At 46.9% G+C, this 15,459-nt stretch carries 14 protein-coding genes; 12 read left to right on the top strand and 2 right to left on the bottom strand.

The window, feature by feature from the left end; translation table 11 throughout:
* The first annotated feature begins 153 nt into the window (after positions 1-153).
* From ESB13_RS16005 to ESB13_RS15960, 10 genes are all read left to right on the top strand, one after another.
* Positions 154-624 (top strand): LSm family protein, encoded by a 471-nt coding sequence (locus ESB13_RS16005; protein ID WP_129004640.1) that lies wholly within the window; start codon positions 154-156, stop codon positions 622-624.
* Positions 625-679: 55 nt separating this feature from the next.
* Entirely contained in the window at positions 680-1,927 is a 1,248-nt protein-coding gene (nusA, locus tag ESB13_RS16000) for a transcription termination factor NusA (RefSeq protein WP_129004639.1), read from the top strand.
* Between the two features lie 61 nt (positions 1,928-1,988).
* A complete protein-coding gene (infB, locus tag ESB13_RS15995) occupies positions 1,989-5,297 on the top strand; it encodes a translation initiation factor IF-2 (RefSeq protein WP_129004638.1) in 3,309 nt (1,102 codons plus the stop codon).
* A 163-nt stretch (positions 5,298-5,460) separates the two neighbouring features.
* On the top strand, positions 5,461-6,828 hold the full coding sequence (locus ESB13_RS15990; RefSeq protein WP_129004637.1) for a peptidylprolyl isomerase: 1,368 nt from the start codon (positions 5,461-5,463) through the stop codon (positions 6,826-6,828).
* Between the two features lie 152 nt (positions 6,829-6,980).
* Complete coding sequence (locus tag ESB13_RS15985) at positions 6,981-7,430, top strand: MarR family winged helix-turn-helix transcriptional regulator (RefSeq protein WP_129004636.1); 450 nt, start codon at positions 6,981-6,983, stop codon at positions 7,428-7,430.
* Positions 7,431-7,505: 75 nt separating this feature from the next.
* Positions 7,506-8,033 carry a YceI family protein gene (locus ESB13_RS15980; RefSeq protein WP_129004635.1) on the top strand — a complete coding sequence of 176 codons (528 nt, stop codon included), beginning with the start codon at positions 7,506-7,508 and terminating at the stop codon, positions 8,031-8,033.
* Positions 8,034-8,066: 33 nt separating this feature from the next.
* Positions 8,067-8,735: a YceI family protein gene (locus tag ESB13_RS15975; protein ID WP_246022578.1), complete on the top strand. Its 669-nt coding sequence runs from the start codon at positions 8,067-8,069 to the stop codon at positions 8,733-8,735.
* A 107-nt stretch (positions 8,736-8,842) separates the two neighbouring features.
* Positions 8,843-9,403, top strand: coding sequence for an NADPH-dependent FMN reductase (locus ESB13_RS15970; RefSeq protein WP_129004634.1), 561 nt, complete (start codon positions 8,843-8,845; stop codon positions 9,401-9,403).
* 57 nt (positions 9,404-9,460) lie between these two features.
* Positions 9,461-11,308: an amidophosphoribosyltransferase gene (locus ESB13_RS15965; protein WP_129004633.1), complete on the top strand. Its 1,848-nt coding sequence runs from the start codon at positions 9,461-9,463 to the stop codon at positions 11,306-11,308.
* Between the two features lie 45 nt (positions 11,309-11,353).
* Positions 11,354-11,848: a SixA phosphatase family protein gene (locus ESB13_RS15960; RefSeq protein ID WP_129004632.1), complete on the top strand. Its 495-nt coding sequence runs from the start codon at positions 11,354-11,356 to the stop codon at positions 11,846-11,848.
* Positions 11,849-11,959: 111 nt separating this feature from the next.
* Here the strand turns inward: ESB13_RS15960 and ESB13_RS15955 are convergent, their stop codons facing one another.
* Complete coding sequence (locus tag ESB13_RS15955) at positions 11,960-13,072, bottom strand: UDP-N-acetylglucosamine--N-acetylmuramyl-(pentapeptide) pyrophosphoryl-undecaprenol N-acetylglucosamine transferase (RefSeq protein WP_164974233.1); 1,113 nt, start codon at positions 13,070-13,072, stop codon at positions 11,960-11,962.
* A gap of 207 nt (positions 13,073-13,279) precedes the next feature.
* On the opposite strand from ESB13_RS15955, the gene ESB13_RS15950 reads away from it, so the two are divergent.
* Entirely contained in the window at positions 13,280-13,531 is a 252-nt protein-coding gene (locus ESB13_RS15950; protein WP_129004630.1) for a hypothetical protein, read from the top strand.
* Between the two features lie 75 nt (positions 13,532-13,606).
* Here the strand turns inward: ESB13_RS15950 and ESB13_RS15945 are convergent, their stop codons facing one another.
* Positions 13,607-14,866, bottom strand: a complete 1,260-nt coding sequence (locus tag ESB13_RS15945; RefSeq protein WP_129004629.1) for a pyridoxal phosphate-dependent aminotransferase — start codon at positions 14,864-14,866, stop codon at positions 13,607-13,609.
* A 164-nt stretch (positions 14,867-15,030) separates the two neighbouring features.
* Between ESB13_RS15945 and ESB13_RS15940 the strand changes: the two genes are divergently transcribed.
* On the top strand, positions 15,031-15,459 hold the full coding sequence (locus tag ESB13_RS15940; RefSeq protein WP_129004628.1) for a hypothetical protein: 429 nt from the start codon (positions 15,031-15,033) through the stop codon (positions 15,457-15,459).

Genomic DNA, 15,459 nt, shown 5'->3' with positions numbered 1-15,459 from the left:
ACGGCATCATTGCTCCTGGCGTCTACTGTCGCCCTTAGCTGATATCCGTCATCAATATTTATTTGGAATCCGCTCAAATCCATTGTACATTTGCACCAGCAAAATGAAACGAAAGAAGGGAACAGTAGATGTTCCCTTCTCTTTTTATCAGACATGAGCAACGAATTACCGATACAAAAGATCGAAGAACTGGTAGATCAGCTTTTGGCCGACCAGCCGGAATTCTTCAAAGTGCAGGTGAAAATCAAACCTACCAATAACATTAAGGTGTATATCGATGGCGACAATGGCCTTCCCATTGACCGTTGTGTGAAATTCAACCGGAAACTGTACGCTATGCTGGAAGAAGCAGCTTTATATCCCGAAGGGGAATTTTCTCTGGAAGTTTCTTCGCCAGGTATTAGCGAGCCTTTAAAGCTGCACAGACAATATGTGAAGAATATAGGGCGTTTGGTAGAAGTGGTTTTCCTCGACGGAGAAACTAAAGAAGGGAAACTATTGCAGGTGACAGAGGAAGATCTTTTGCTGGAACACACTTCCGGCAAAGGAAAGAAAGCGGTAACACAGCAATTGGTGATTCCATTTAATAACATAAAAACAACAACCGTTCAAATTCAATTTTAAAACACCGCCCTTGCCTTATAAAAGGAAAGGACCGGAGGAATTTAAAAAGTAAGTTATGGCTAGTATCAACCTCATCGAAGCATTCCAGGACTTTAAAGATGCTGAAAATATAGACCGCCCTACCATGATGAAAGTGGTAGAAGACGTGTTTAAAACGTTGCTTCGCAAGAAGTACGGCGATGATAACAACTTCGACGTTATCGTAAACGCTGAGAAAGGTGACCTGGAGATCATCCGTCGCAGGATGATCGTGGAAGATGGAGAAGTGATGGATCCGCTGGCGGAAATTGCCTACAGCGAAGCCGTTAAAATAGAACCCGACTTTGAAGTAGGAGAAGAATTATACCAGGAAGTTGACATGCTCGATTTTGGCCGCCGTGCTATTCTCGCAGCAAAACAAACCCTCGCCAGCCGTATCAGCGACCTGAAAAAGAACGTGTTGGTTAAAAAATACAGCGACCGCATAGGCGATATCATCAGCGCCGAAGTTTACCAGGTGTGGAAGAAAGAAGTGCTGATGCTCGATGAAGAAGGAAACGAGCTCATTCTCCCTAAAAGCGAACAGATCCCGCAGGATTATTTCAAAAAAGGAGAGAACGTACGTGCCGTTGTTCGGCGCGTTGACATGAAAAATAATACTCCCGTTATCATCCTCAGTCGTACCAGTCCGGATTTTCTGGCTAAATTGCTGGAAATTGAGGTGCCTGAGATTTTCGACGGCCTCATCACCATCCGCAAAATTGTGCGTGAACCCGGTGAAAGAGCAAAAGTGGCCGTCGAGAGTTTCGATGACAGAATTGATCCGGTGGGCGCCTGCGTTGGTATGAAAGGTAGCCGTATCCATGGTATCGTTCGCGAGTTGAAAAACGAGAATATCGACGTTATCAATTTTACAGCCAATACACAGCTGCTCATCCAGCGTTCTCTGACGCCTGCGAAGATCAGCTATATGGATATTGACGCCGACAAAAAACATGCTGACGTATATTTGAAGGCCGATCAGGTGTCACTTGCCATTGGCCGCAGAGGGGTGAATATTAAATTGGCCTGCGAATTGACAGGTTTTGAACTTGATGTTTACCGCGATAATGAAGGAGAAGTTGAAGAGTTTGATATCGACCTCGATGAATTTACCGATGAAATTGAACCATGGGTGATCGATGCACTGAAAAAAGTTGGTTGTGATACCGCACGCAGCGTATTGAATTTAACGGTGTCTGAATTAGAAAGAAGAACTGATCTCGAGAAAGAAACGATAGAAGAACTGAGAAAAGTACTGCAGGAAGAGTTCGAGAAAGAATAATTAAGTCAAAAAATGCTTGCGGAAGGCCCGGTTGGGGACCGCCGCAAGTGGTAAAATAAATATGTCAGAATTGAAATTACCAAGGTTATTGGCTGCCGCCAAGGAATTCAACATAGGCCAGGATACACTGGTCGAGTTCCTTGTAGGCAAAGGTTTTCAACGTGATGATCTGAAAGCAACCGCAAAGCTTTCGGAGCAGATGTACTATGCGCTGCAACGTGAGTTCCAGGGCGATAAAGTGGCCAGGAACAAGGCTGACCTTATCGAAATTCCCAAGGGCATGCAGGGCGAGAAAAAGAAGAAGGAGGAAGAAGAGCCTGCACCAGCCAGTTTGCCTAAAAAAGAAGAGAAGAAGATCATAGTCGTAAAAGAAGAACCTAAGGCGGAAGAACCAGCTCCTGCACCAGTTCCGGCACCAGCACCTGTTGCTGCCCCTGCAGCGCCGGTGGCAGTAACTCCGCAACCGGAACCTCAGCCTCAACCACAACCGGCAGCTCCTGCGCCGCCACCTGCTCCCATTCAGGAAGAGGTACGCCAGGAAAAACCCGAACCTCAGCCAAAACCAGAACCTGTGGCCCAGCCGCCAGTTCAGGAAAATGCTGAGAAAGTTACTCCAGCAGAATCCGAAATCACAAAAGTTGAAACCCCGGGATTCGAAGGACTTAAAGTCATCAACAAGATAGACCTGTCTACTATCGACTCTTCTACAAGACCTAAAAAGATCACACCCAAACCCAATAAGCCGGAGCCGCAACAGCAGCCCCAGCAAAAAGAACAAACACAACAGCCGCAGGCCGAAACCCCTGCTCCTGTTGAAAAGGAAACTAAAAAAGCGACTCCTCCACCCGTTGTTCAACAGCAGGAGGAACCCAAAGAACCTCAACCGCAGAAAGCTGAAGTTGTGTCAGAATCAATATCCTTAGCACCCGCTACGCAGGAGGAACATCCTGCAGAACCTACTCCAAGAGTGGTAGAAAACATTCGAGCCGAAAGGATCGAGGGGCCCAAGATCTTAGGCAAAATAGAATTGCCTGTAGATAACGACACCCGACCCAAAGCCGTTCCCCGTGAGGAAAAACGCAAACGCAAGCGTATTCCCATCGATAAAAAAGGTGACCAGCCCCAGGGCGGTCAGCAACAAGGCCAGCGCCCTCCTTACCAGGGCGGACAGCAAGGGCAGGGTGGGCAACGTCCTCCTTACCAGCAAGGCCAGGGGCAACAAGGTGGCGGCAACTTCAACCGCGATAACCGCGGCGGCGGCCAGCAAGGTGGTGGTCAGCACCGCCAGGGTGGCCAGCAGGGCGGAGGACAAGGCCAGGGTGGCAACTTCAACCGCCAGGGTGGTGGCCACGGAGGTCAGAACCGCGGCGGCGGTCAGCACAGACCAGGTGGAGGCCGTCCACAACATGGCGGCAACCGCGATTTCCGTCCACAACCACAGGAAGTGAAGGAGATCGATCAGAAAGAGATCCAGGAAAAGATCAGGCAAACACAAGCCAAACTTGCAGGCGCAGGTGGACGCGGTAAGAGCCTGAAAGCCAAATACAGAAGAGCAAAACGTGAGGAAGCCGCCGAATCAATGGGCGAAATGGGTGATGATAACAAACTGCAGGTAACGGAATTCGTTACCGTGAGTGAACTTGCCAACCTCATGGATGTGAACTTCACCGAAGTGATCGGTAAATGTATGGGCCTCGGTATCATGGTATCCATTAACCAGCGTCTCGACGCCGAAGTAATTGAACTTGTTGCAGGTGAATTTGGATTCGAAGTAGAATTCATCGGCCTCGACGATGTAAATGAAGAGGAAGAAGAAGAACTGGTGGATGATCCGGAGAACATGCTCCCAAGGGCGCCTATTGTTACCATCATGGGGCACGTTGACCATGGTAAAACCTCGTTGCTCGACTATATCCGTAGCGCTAACGTGGTAGCAGGTGAAGCGGGTGGTATCACCCAGCACATCGGTGCCTACCAGGTAACTACCACCGGAGGTAAAAAGATCACCTTCCTCGATACCCCCGGTCACGAAGCGTTTACTGCGATGAGGGCGCGTGGTGCCAAAGCCGCCGACGTTGCTATCATCGTAATCGCTGCCGACGACGCAGTGATGCCTCAGACAAAAGAAGCGATATCTCACGCCCAGGCTGCATCGCTGCCAATGGTGTTTGCTATCAACAAAATAGATAAAGATGGCGCCAACCCTCAGAAGATCTACGAGCAGCTGTCTCAGATGAATATCCTCGTAGAAGAGTGGGGTGGTAAATACCAGTCGCAGGAACTTTCTGCCAAAAAAGGCCTGAATGTAGACCTGCTGCTTGAAAAGATCCTGCTTGAAGCCGAGATCCTTGACCTGAAGGCCAACGCCAACAGGGAAGCTTCAGGCTCCGTTATTGAAGCATCGCTTGATAAGGGACGTGGTTATGTAGCTACTATCCTGGTTCAGAACGGCACTTTACGCCAGGGCGATCTGCTGGTATCGGGTCAATACTTTGGCCGCGTAAAAGCCATGTTCAACGAAAGGAACCAAAGGGTTCAGGAGGCACCACCTTCCACACCTGTAGTGATCCTCGGCTTGAACGGCGCTCCACAGGCAGGTGAGAAACTGAAAGTTTATGCCGATGAGGGCGAAGCAAAAGATATTGCTACCAAACGTGCACAGATCATGCGTGAGCAAGGTTTACGTGCAAGAAAACATATCACACTCGATGAAATCGGCCGTCGTCTGGCGCTTGGTAACTTTAAAGAGCTTAACATCATCATCAAAGGTGACGTGGATGGTTCGGTAGAAGCGTTGAGCGACTCCTTACAAAAACTTAGCACGCAGGAAATTGCAGTGCGCGTAGTGCATAAAGCAGTAGGTCAGATCTCAGAAAGCGATGTATTGCTGGCGACAGCTTCCGACGCGGTGATCGTAGGCTTTAACGTACGTCCTTCCATGCAGGCCAATAAACTGGCTGAAAATGAAGGTGTACAAATTAAACTCTACTCCATCATCTACAACGCGATCGAAGAAATCAAGAGCGCGATGGAAGGGATGCTGGAACCCAAGATCCAGGAGAAAATCGTGGCCAACGTTGAAGTACGTGAAGTGTACCGGTTCGACAAGGCAACTGTTGCCGGTTGTTACGTGCTCGACGGTAAGATCGCCCGTAACAACAAGATCAGGGTTATCCGCGATGGTATCGTTGAATTCCCCAAAGGCGAAGGTGCACATGCCGACCTGGGCAGCCTGAAACGTTTCAAAGACGACGTGAAGGAAGTGGCTACAGGCTACGAGTGTGGTTTAACCATCAAAAACTTCAACGATCTCCGTGTAGGCGATATCGTGGAAGCATTCGAAGAAGAAGAAGTAAAACGTACGCTGTAATCCCTGAACGGGATACTCATCGTCAATAAACTACGCCAACCCCAGGGTTGGCGTAGTGCTTTAAGAACTAATCCCCAATCCGCATTCTTTTTTTTGTTAAAAGATGTATCTCCCGCCATTCGCACACGCTGAATGGTTATTTTTGACGGTATCTATATAGAATATGAAGAAATTACTCATTTGTTCATTGGTTGCCCTGGGCGTTGTTTCTGTTTCCCAGGCCCAGAGTAAGAAGATCCTGGCAGATAAGATCACTGCCCAGGTAGGTGATAAAATCATCCTCCGCTCAGATATCCTGAACGCGATTGCCGATTACAAAAGGCAAGGCGCTACTGTTATTCCTACTGAATGCGAAATGCTGGAATCTGAACTCATCCGCAAAGCCCTTGTGCTCCAGGCCCAGCGCGACTCCCTTGTTGTTACTGAAGACGAAATTGAAGCCCTGCTCGATAACCAGGTGCGTGGCTTCATCAATATGTATGGTTCACAGCAGGTGCTGGAAGAAATTGCCGGTAAAACTGTTTACCAGCTGAAAGACGATTTCCGTGTGATATTCCGGGAAAGAAAACTCGCAGAACAAATGCGCGGTAAGATCCTCGACAACGTTAAGGTGAACCCCGTAGAAGTAAAGGCCTACTACGACAAGATCCCTAAAGACAGCCTTCCTTTCTATGAAAGTGAGCTGGAATTAAGCCAGATCGTATTATATCCCAAAGCCAATAAAGACGTAGACGAATATGTCATTAAACAGCTTTATGATATCAAAAGGCAGGTAGAAACCGGCGGAAAAAGCTTTGAAGCCCTGGCAAAACTCTATTCCCAGGATCCCGGTGTGAAAGAAAACGGCGGCCAGTACAGCCTTAACCGTAACGATAAAGGTATGTGGGACCCTACTTTCCTTTCTACCGCTTTCCGCCTGAAAGAAGGCCAGATCTCCTCTGCCGTAAAATCAAAGTTCGGATATCATATCATTCAGCTCGTTAGCCGTTCCGGCGACGACGCTATTGTAAGACATATTCTCCGTATTCCCGGCGTTACCGATGTAGAAGTAAACGAATCGAAAGCTCAGCTCGACAGTATCAAATCAAAGATCGAAGCTGGTCTCTTTACTTTTAATGAAGCGGTGCGATTCAGCGAAGACGAAGCCGGTAAATTTAATGGTGGTATCATTACCAACAAGCAGGATGGTTCCAACCAGGTGCCCATCGATCAGCTTAGCGCCGATATCGTTCAGGCGCTGAGTACTATGAAAGTAGGTGATATCTCCGCTCCAATGGCCTATACCGATGAACGTGGCCGTAAAGTGGTACGTATCGTTATGCTGAAAACAAAGTCTAACCCGCACAGGGAAAATATGAAAGACGACTACGACCGTATTGCCAGAAGGGTACTTGAAGAGAAAAAAGAACAGGTAATGCGCAAATGGTTTAAGGAGCATATTCCCGGTTACTACGTAAATATTGATGAAGAGTTCAGAGGCTGCTCTAACCTTGGCGAATGGATGCATGTAGTATCGGCCCAGGCGAAATAGAAAGCTGCTGCGGCTCACCTGCTACAGCAATCGATAAATAAAAAGCTGATTTTCAATAAAAGAGGGTGTATCAAATTTTGATACACCCTCTTTGTATATAGTATTAACAATTTTATTTTGGCTAATTAGATGTATGTACATACATTTGTGTTGTGAAGTTAGAAACAGCCATACAAACCAGGGGATTTAAAAATCAGAAAGTGAAAGCAGTACTAAATATCATGTACACTGCTTACCAGGTTCGGTGTTCTGTAAGTGATGCATTAAAGGGATACGGGCTAACACCCGAACAATATAATGTATTAAGAATACTGAAAGGCAAACATCCTGAGCAAATGTGTGTTAGAGATATTGCCGGAAGGATGCTGGAACGCAGCTCAAACGTACCAAGGATCATAGACCGTCTGGAAGTGAAAAAGCTCGTAAAACGCAACACTTCGGCCGAAGATAAAAGGGAAACAAAAATAACATTGACGCTGGCAGGTATCAATATGCTCGATACGGTGAATGAAGTAATGGAAAATGTGAATGAGAGCAGCTGCAAGCTTAATGATGACGAATTGGAACAACTGAACGATCTTTTAGATCGGTTCAGGGACTAATACCTTTTTTTTATACTAATAGATGTATATACACTCATATTAAATAAACATTATCGTACTCAAAAAAATACAATCATGGCAACTTTTAAAATTGATCCCGCACACTCCGACATCGAATTCAAGGTAAAACACCTGATGATCACTAACGTAACAGGCAGTTTCGCTTCGTTCGACGCTACCCTGGAGGCAGAGAAAGAAGACTTTTCCGATGCCAAAGTAAGTTTTGAAGCAGACGTAAACAGCATCAACACTAAAAATGAACAGCGTGATGGTCATCTGAAAGGTGAAGATTTCTTTGCGGCTGATCAATTTCCCAAGATCAGTTTTGTTTCTACCGGCATCTCTAAGATCAGCGATGACGAGTATAAATTAACCGGTGATTTCACAGTTCGCGGCAATACAAAATCCATTACCCTCGACGTTACGTATACTGGTACGGTAGTTGACCCTTACGGCCAAACCAAAGCAGGTTTTGAGGCAACCGGTAAGATCAACAGGAAAGACTTTGGTTTAAGCTGGAGCGCTGTAACTGAAGCGGGTGGACTGGTAGTGAGCGACGAAGTGAAACTGTTGCTGAACATTCAAATGATCAAACAAGCTTAATCTTTAATTACATAACCACTCAAAACTTTGACAATGCTGAAACAAGCACTTTCTGCTGCCATAGTTGGCGCTATCGTACTTACTTCCTGCGGCGGCGGAACTAACTCCGACGCAGCTGCAACCGGTGAAAAACAAGAAGCTGCTGCTACTACAGGCGCTGCTTTAAAAATCGACACAGCTGCTACCCGCCTTGAATGGCATACTGCCCACAAAGGTGGTGTAGATCCTCATACCGGTACTTTATCCGTTACTTCTGGTACTTTATCAGTAGACAACGGTAACCTTACCGCTGGTTCTTTCGAGATCAGCACTGCTTCTATCCGTGATATCGATCTCACCGATACCGCTAAGCGTGCGATGCTGGAAGGTCACCTGAAAAGCGCTGATTTCTTCGACGTAGCGAAATATCCTACTGCGAAGTTCGAGATCACTAAGGTGGAGCCTTACGACAGTACCAGGCAAAAAAGCCTGCTGGCTGGTGCTACGCACCTGATCAGCGGTAACCTTACCCTGAAAGACAGCACTAAAAATGTAACCTTCCCTGCCAAAGTAACTGCTACTGCAGATGCTGTAAGCGCTGAAGCTAATTTCAACATCGACCGTACCATCTGGGGTATGAACTATAAAGGACCTAACAATCCACAGGATTGGATGATCCAGAAAGAAGTGAACCTGAAGCTGAACCTCCAGGCTAAGAAATAAGGAAATCATGCCTTTTCTTCCCGTGATAATGGTTTTGTGTGTGTTTGAGTAGGAATGGTGGAGACGCAGGGTGGGAAGAAAAGGCATTTCCTTTTTATTTTTGAGCTATGAATATAGAAATCGTAGCAGGCAGCCCCAGGGTGCAGAGCAAAACCCGCCGGGTGGCCCGTTATCTCCAACAACATCTCTCCGCTACCTCTAATCACCAGGTGCAGCTCCTGGACGTGAGAGACTGGGCACTGCCCCTGTTGCAGGAAGAAGTTTTTACCAGCGTAAGCAGTACCCCTGAAACTTTACAACCATTGGCCTCCCGCATGTTTAATGCCGATGCCTTTATAATGGTCAGTCCCGAATACAACGGCAGTTATACCCCGGCAATAAAGATCCTTTTCGATCATTTTCCCAAACAGGAACATAAAGCATTTGGAATAGTCACTGCTTCTCCCGGCGCCTTGGGCGGAATCAGGGCCAGTCAGCAAATGCAGTTGCTTATCAATGGTTTATTTGGCATTGGATCGCCATATATGCTTATTACTCCCCATATCGATAAAAAATTTGATGAGGCAGGTAATCTTATTGACCCCTCTTTTCAGAAAAATATAGATGTTTTTGTATCTGAATTCCTCTGGCTGGCCGAAAGTTTAACGCCGGCGACGAAGGCTTTGTAATAAAACTCTTTTCTGAAAGCGGAACAATCGTAACTTTGCGGCTTCTTTTTAATAACCATGAGCGAAGAAATCAAACATGAATGTGGCCTGGCCTACATTCGCCTCCGGAAACCGTTCTCCTATTATCTTCAGAAGTACGGAACCGTCATGTACGGTCTTAACAAACTATATCTCCTCATGGAAAAACAGCACAACCGCGGCCAGGATGGCGCCGGTATCGCTGCTGTTAAACTTGATGTGGCAACAGGCTCACCCTTCCTGCAGCGGATGCGTAGTAATGCTCCGCAGCCTATTGCCGATCTCTTTTTCAAAATAGGCCAGGAACTCCAGGAGTTTGAAAAATATCAGCCCGATATCAAAGAACATCCTGAACTTATGAAAGGTCACCTGCCCATGCTGGGCGAGTTGCTGTTAGGGCACCTGCGCTACGGCACCCAGGGCAAAAACAATGTAGAGTTCTGCCATCCCTTCATCAAACGTAACCTCGTTCCGGGTAAAAACCTGGCCCTTGCCGGTAACTTTAACCTGGTAAATACAGAAGAATTATTCGACCTCATTAATATAGATCCAGGGGTTTTCCAGAAGCAAAGCGATCTGGCAGCCATGATGGAAGTGGTCCATCACTTCCTCACCCAGGCCGATACCGTTAGTCCTAACGCGGCAAATGTTACCGAAGTGCTCAGGAAAGCAACCCCGCTTTTCGACGGTGGATTTACCATCGGAGGCCTGCTGGGTAACGGACATAGCTTTGTGATGCGTGATGCCCATGGTATCCGCCCCGCCTATTACTATATCGACGATGAAGTGATCGTTGCCGCCAGTGAAAGGGCTTCTATCAGAACCACTTTTAATGTAGGCGAGAACGAAGTACACGAGCTTATGCCCGGTACTGCCATCATCGTAAACGAAAAAGGTGATTACGCTATCGAAGAGATCATCGCCCCCAGGGAAAGAAGGGCCTGTAGCTTCGAGAGGATCTATTTCAGCCGCGGAAGCGACGAAAAGATCTACCGCGAACGTATTGCCCTTGGCCATCACCTGAGCAAAAGGGTGCTGGAAGACATTAACTACGATCTTAAGAATACCATCTTCTCTTATATTCCCAATACCGCCGAAGTGGCTTTCTACGGCCTGGTAAAAGGTATGGAAGACTACCTCAACCAAATCAAGATCCAGCGTATCATGAGCTGGGGTAAAGACTTTGACGAGGAGAAGCTGAGCGAAATGATCAACCGTAAGATCCGCCAGGAGAAAATTGCCATCAAGGACGTGAAACTGCGCACCTTCATTACTGAAGACGCGAGCCGTAACGAAATGGTACAGCACGTGTACGATATCACCTATGGTACCGTTAAAAAAGGCGTAGATACCCTGGTTGTGATCGACGATTCCATTGTACGGGGTACTACGCTCAAGCAAAGTATTGTACGTATGCTGGCACGACTGAATCCCAAAAAGATCATTGTTGTTTCCTCCGCTCCCCAGATCCGTTATCCCGATTGCTATGGTATCGACATGAGCAAACTGGGTGATTTCATCGCCTTCCGTGCTGCTATTGAACTGCTGAAGGAGAGAGGCATGGAACAATCCCTGACCGATATTTACGACCGCTGCAAGGAATTACAGCGTACCAACCAACTGCATACCGAAAACGTGGTGAGGAAGGTCTTCCAGCCTTTTACACCTGAAGAGATCTCGGTAAAAATAGCAGAACTGATTACTCCTTCCGACGTGTCTATTCCCGTTCAGGTGATTTACCAGACCATTGAAGATTTGCATGATAGTTGTCCCACCAACCTGGGCGACTGGTACTTTACCGGTAACTATCCCACACCTGGTGGTAACCGTGTAGTGAACAAAGCGTTCATCAACTATATGGATGGTAAGAACGTGAGGGGCTATTAATGGGAATAATCCTTGCTGGAATAGCCAGGTAAAATAGCCGATATTATGAAAAAGCTGATCCTCATCCGTCATGCTAAAAGCAGCTGGAGTTCAGGTGTTGAAACCGACTTTGACCGTCCGTTGAACGACAGAGGAGTTCGTGATGCGCCGGTGATGGCAATGCGTTTAAAAGAACGCCTGCCGCAGGTAGATGCCATTGTGTCGAGTGCAGCCAAACGCACCATGACAACAGCTGGTTATTTTGCGGAAGCTTATGGTCTAAAATCGGCTGCAATAGTGCGTGAACCTCGTTTGTACCATGCCCCCCCTCAAACTTTCGATGAGCTTATTGTCCAACTTGACGATCAATTGCAAACGGTGATCATGTGTGCACACAATCCTGGTATCACCGAATTTGTGAACGGGTTAACCCAGGTGCGCCTGGATAATATGCCCACCTGTGCTGTTTTTGCGGTAGAAGTAGCAACAGAACGCTGGCAGGATTTTAAAACAGCTGCTAAGTCTTTTCTCTTTTTCGATTATCCCAAGAATGTGCTGTAGCAGTTTTTATTGCTTTGTCTGAATGTTAAAGCAAAAACGGGAAATCCGCTGTGTCTTCCGAATTTCAAACTTGTAGCCTTATGGCGGGGAACATGTATGCTGCCGTTATTATTACTGCCCGTGCGTGTTAAGTTCCGGCATGTTCAGTTGATCAAGCGCTTCCTGCAGATTACTCTTAAAGTCTTCCGGTTCGATGTAGGCAAAGCGGTTTACTTTTTTAAGATGTAAGGTAATATCGTCATCCTGGTCACAGCTATAGCACCACTGCTGGCGAAGCAGATGTCCGGCAAGGTATTCCTGCTCGGTTTGTCCTGGTGTGGGAATCAGCACCGATTTTTTTTTCAAAGTCAATAATTCCATCACGGTAGTATAGCCAGAGCGGCTTACCACGAATTCGCTGTCGGCAAACGCCTGTGCCATGGCATTACCGGGCAGGTGATTCTCTACGGTGCAATTCGATGGGGCGTTGGGTAAAGCCGTATCTCCGGGCAAAGCTCTTAAGAGTAATGCCGGCTCCTGTAGTATGGCTGCTGCGGCAAGTAGTTTTTGTTCGAGCAGGCTGCGTTGGGGTTCGGGGCCGGATAACACAAATAGCCATTTGTATTTATAAGGTTCATTATTGTTTGCATTAACAGGTTGTATGCGGCTCAACGGGCCGATATAACGAACCGGTATACGCGGCAGGAGAGAGGGATGCGAGAGCGCTCCCGCCAGGTTCACGCCTGCTGAAGCCATATCGGGCACCCAGCAAGCAGCGTAGCGATTGATAAACTGGTAGTTAAGACGTTGGGTGATACGGCCTAACCAGTTGAAAGGCATTTGAATAGCCAACTGGTGCGTCATAAACACACAGGTGCAGCCGGAACTCCATAAGCCAAAGCGGTTATCGGAAACTACCAGCTGTATGTTATGTGCAACTATTGTCTTTTTCAGCCACTTATGTTCCTGGTTTATGGCCCGTAGAATTTTAGGCAGTTGCCATAAAATTTTAAGTGGAAGTAATCGTTTATATTGCGTGTAACGGATCCGGTATCCTGGTAAATCAAGCGCAAAAAGATCGGGAAATTCCTGCTGCAGCAATTGCACCTGTCGCTTTTCTCCAGCTACAATTACCTTATAACCATTCTGTTGCAATAGTTTAATCACAGGTATACAGCGTGTGGTATGACCCAGCCCCCAATCGAGAGGGGCAACCAGCGCCGTCCCCTTGTTATTTTTTTTCATCAAAGCAGAGAAAAGACTTAATTTAGAAATACATATTATGAGGCGTAAGATAAACCAAAGTATTTTTTTATTGTTATTATTGAGCGTACTGATGGCATCATGCGGTGCGTCCAAAAAACATGGCTGCGGCTGTCCTCCCAGAAGGGGCATTGTAGGCTAGCGAAAATTGAATAGTTATTAATCCGATATTTTGAAAACAACGTGTGTATGAATACCCCAAACAGGGACTTGCTGGTGCTGACAAAAAGTAATACCCATGATCCGGGTGCACAGGAAACTGAAATTGAAATGCTGAACGAACTTCTGGTACATGTAGAAAGTATCGATGCATTCAGCATTGCGAATGAGATCATTCATTTTCCCAAACACAAGATCTTTAGCACACCTGATCAGGTAAAACGCCAGATCGTAAAACGATCATTGGCCAAACCATTCGTGTTTATCTGCAATAAGAATTAAAAACAAATAGCCATAAAACGGTCACCCGCTTTATGGCTATTATAATGTGCTCTCCTGCCGGGCAGTATTGCTGTATTATTTCAATTCTTCCAGCGCTGCTTCCAGCCCCGCTAACATAGCCGGGATATCTTCTTTCTTACAGGTTCCTACGCTTAAACGATACCATGGCGACTGTTTGCTGGCGCCGAATGCATAAAAGGGAACTACAGCCAGCTTTGCTTTATCCAGGATATAGCTTGTAACGGCCGCCTGATCTTCCAATAACCGGCCATTATTCGATCTTCCGGCAAGATTAAGCTGGATGGTGAGATAAATAGCTGCCTGCGGTGCGATGGCGTCTACAGCATAACCTTTTGCCTTAAGTGCAGCAAATCCTTTGTAAATGGCGGTTAACCGTTCTTCCAGTTCTGCCTTATAATGTTGCAGGTATTGTTCGATAGCCGTTTTCTGCAAAAGATAGGCGGCAGTGGCTTTTTGTTCAGCAGTAGGGCTCCAGGCGCCAAGATGGCTCAGCAGGGCTTTCATTCGCGCTATAACCGGTGCGGGTCCCATAGACCAGCCTACACGTACACCTGTTGCTGCGAAAGCTTTGGAAATACCATCTACAAAAACGGTATATTCTTTCATCGCAGGATTTACCGTAATGGGATCGCAGTGTTTGATGCTGCCATAAGTGAGCGTCCAGTACATCTGGTCGTATAAAACATATAATTTCTTCTCATCCGCTGCACGGCTGTTGTTTTCGGCGATCACGAGTTCACAGATCTTACGCAGCTCTTCTTCCGGCAGGGTTGTTCCTGTTGGATTCTGCGGCGTACACAGGCATAATAAGGCCGCTCCTTTAATATGAGGGGCGATAGCTGCCGCCGTAGGCATGAAATTATGTTCCGGGGTGGTTTCAATGACACAATGTTCGGCATTGGTAAGATGCGTATAGTGATTGTTGTTCCAGGAAGGAACAGCGTAAATCACTTTATCGCCGGCGTTTACCAGTGTTCTGAAGATGGTGTAAATTAAAGGACGGCCGCCTGCTGCGATCAAAATTTCATTGGTATTGTAATCCAGTCCTTCCCATTCTTTCAGAAATTTTGATACGGCAGCCCTCAGTTCAGGTACGCCGTCGGCCGGCGGGTAATTCGTATGGCGCTGCTGGTAACCGCTTGTAATAAGCTGTTCCAGTTCGGCCGGAATAGGAAAAATAGAGGGGTCAAAATCGCCGATGGTATAGTTGTAGATCTTCTCACCCTGGCGGATACGTTCGTTTATTTCATTGCCGAGTCTTACTATTTCAGAACCGATCAATGTTTCTGCCAATTGGCTAAGCTTGGTACTCATAATGGGGCCAAAGGTACAATATTGTGGTTATCACGGTGAAAACCACAATGGCAGGTGTGGAAAATCACACTTCAAACCCGTGAAAAATCACTGCTGATGTTCGGGATTTCTGCTTTTATTTTGCCAGCGTAGTAAACAATGTACAACCCCAAAAAACGACTACTATGCGTAAAAACAAATGGTGGACGGCAAAGCAGGAGATTGCTGCCTTCAGGGCACATATCAAGAACCTGCCTCCTACCACGCCAAGGGCTTACACGCTCAGCAAAGCATCTTTAGATGCACTGATGGCGCAAAATGGCGGTCTCGACGGCCTCCGCATTTACATCGGCTGCAAAACAGTTGAAGACATTATGGTTCCTACCATCACGATCGTAGGCACACAGCTTATCAACGGCATGCATTGCGACTTCGGTATTCCTCCTTTCATCGGCGACCCATCTGATCTTTCTGCAGCACGCTCCGGCAGTGTTTCAATTGCAGCAAAAAATGGTGGTGGAGAAGATGAATTTCCGGATGATCCGGGGATCGGTGATCCTGAACCCTGTCCCGCTATGTGCGGGCCTGATAATGCCTTAAATAGCGGAGACTAA

It is taken from the genome of Filimonas effusa (assembly GCF_004118675.1).
GTDB classification, from domain to species: domain Bacteria; phylum Bacteroidota; class Bacteroidia; order Chitinophagales; family Chitinophagaceae; genus Filimonas; species Filimonas effusa.
This window is presented reverse-complemented; position numbering and strand designations above follow the sequence as displayed.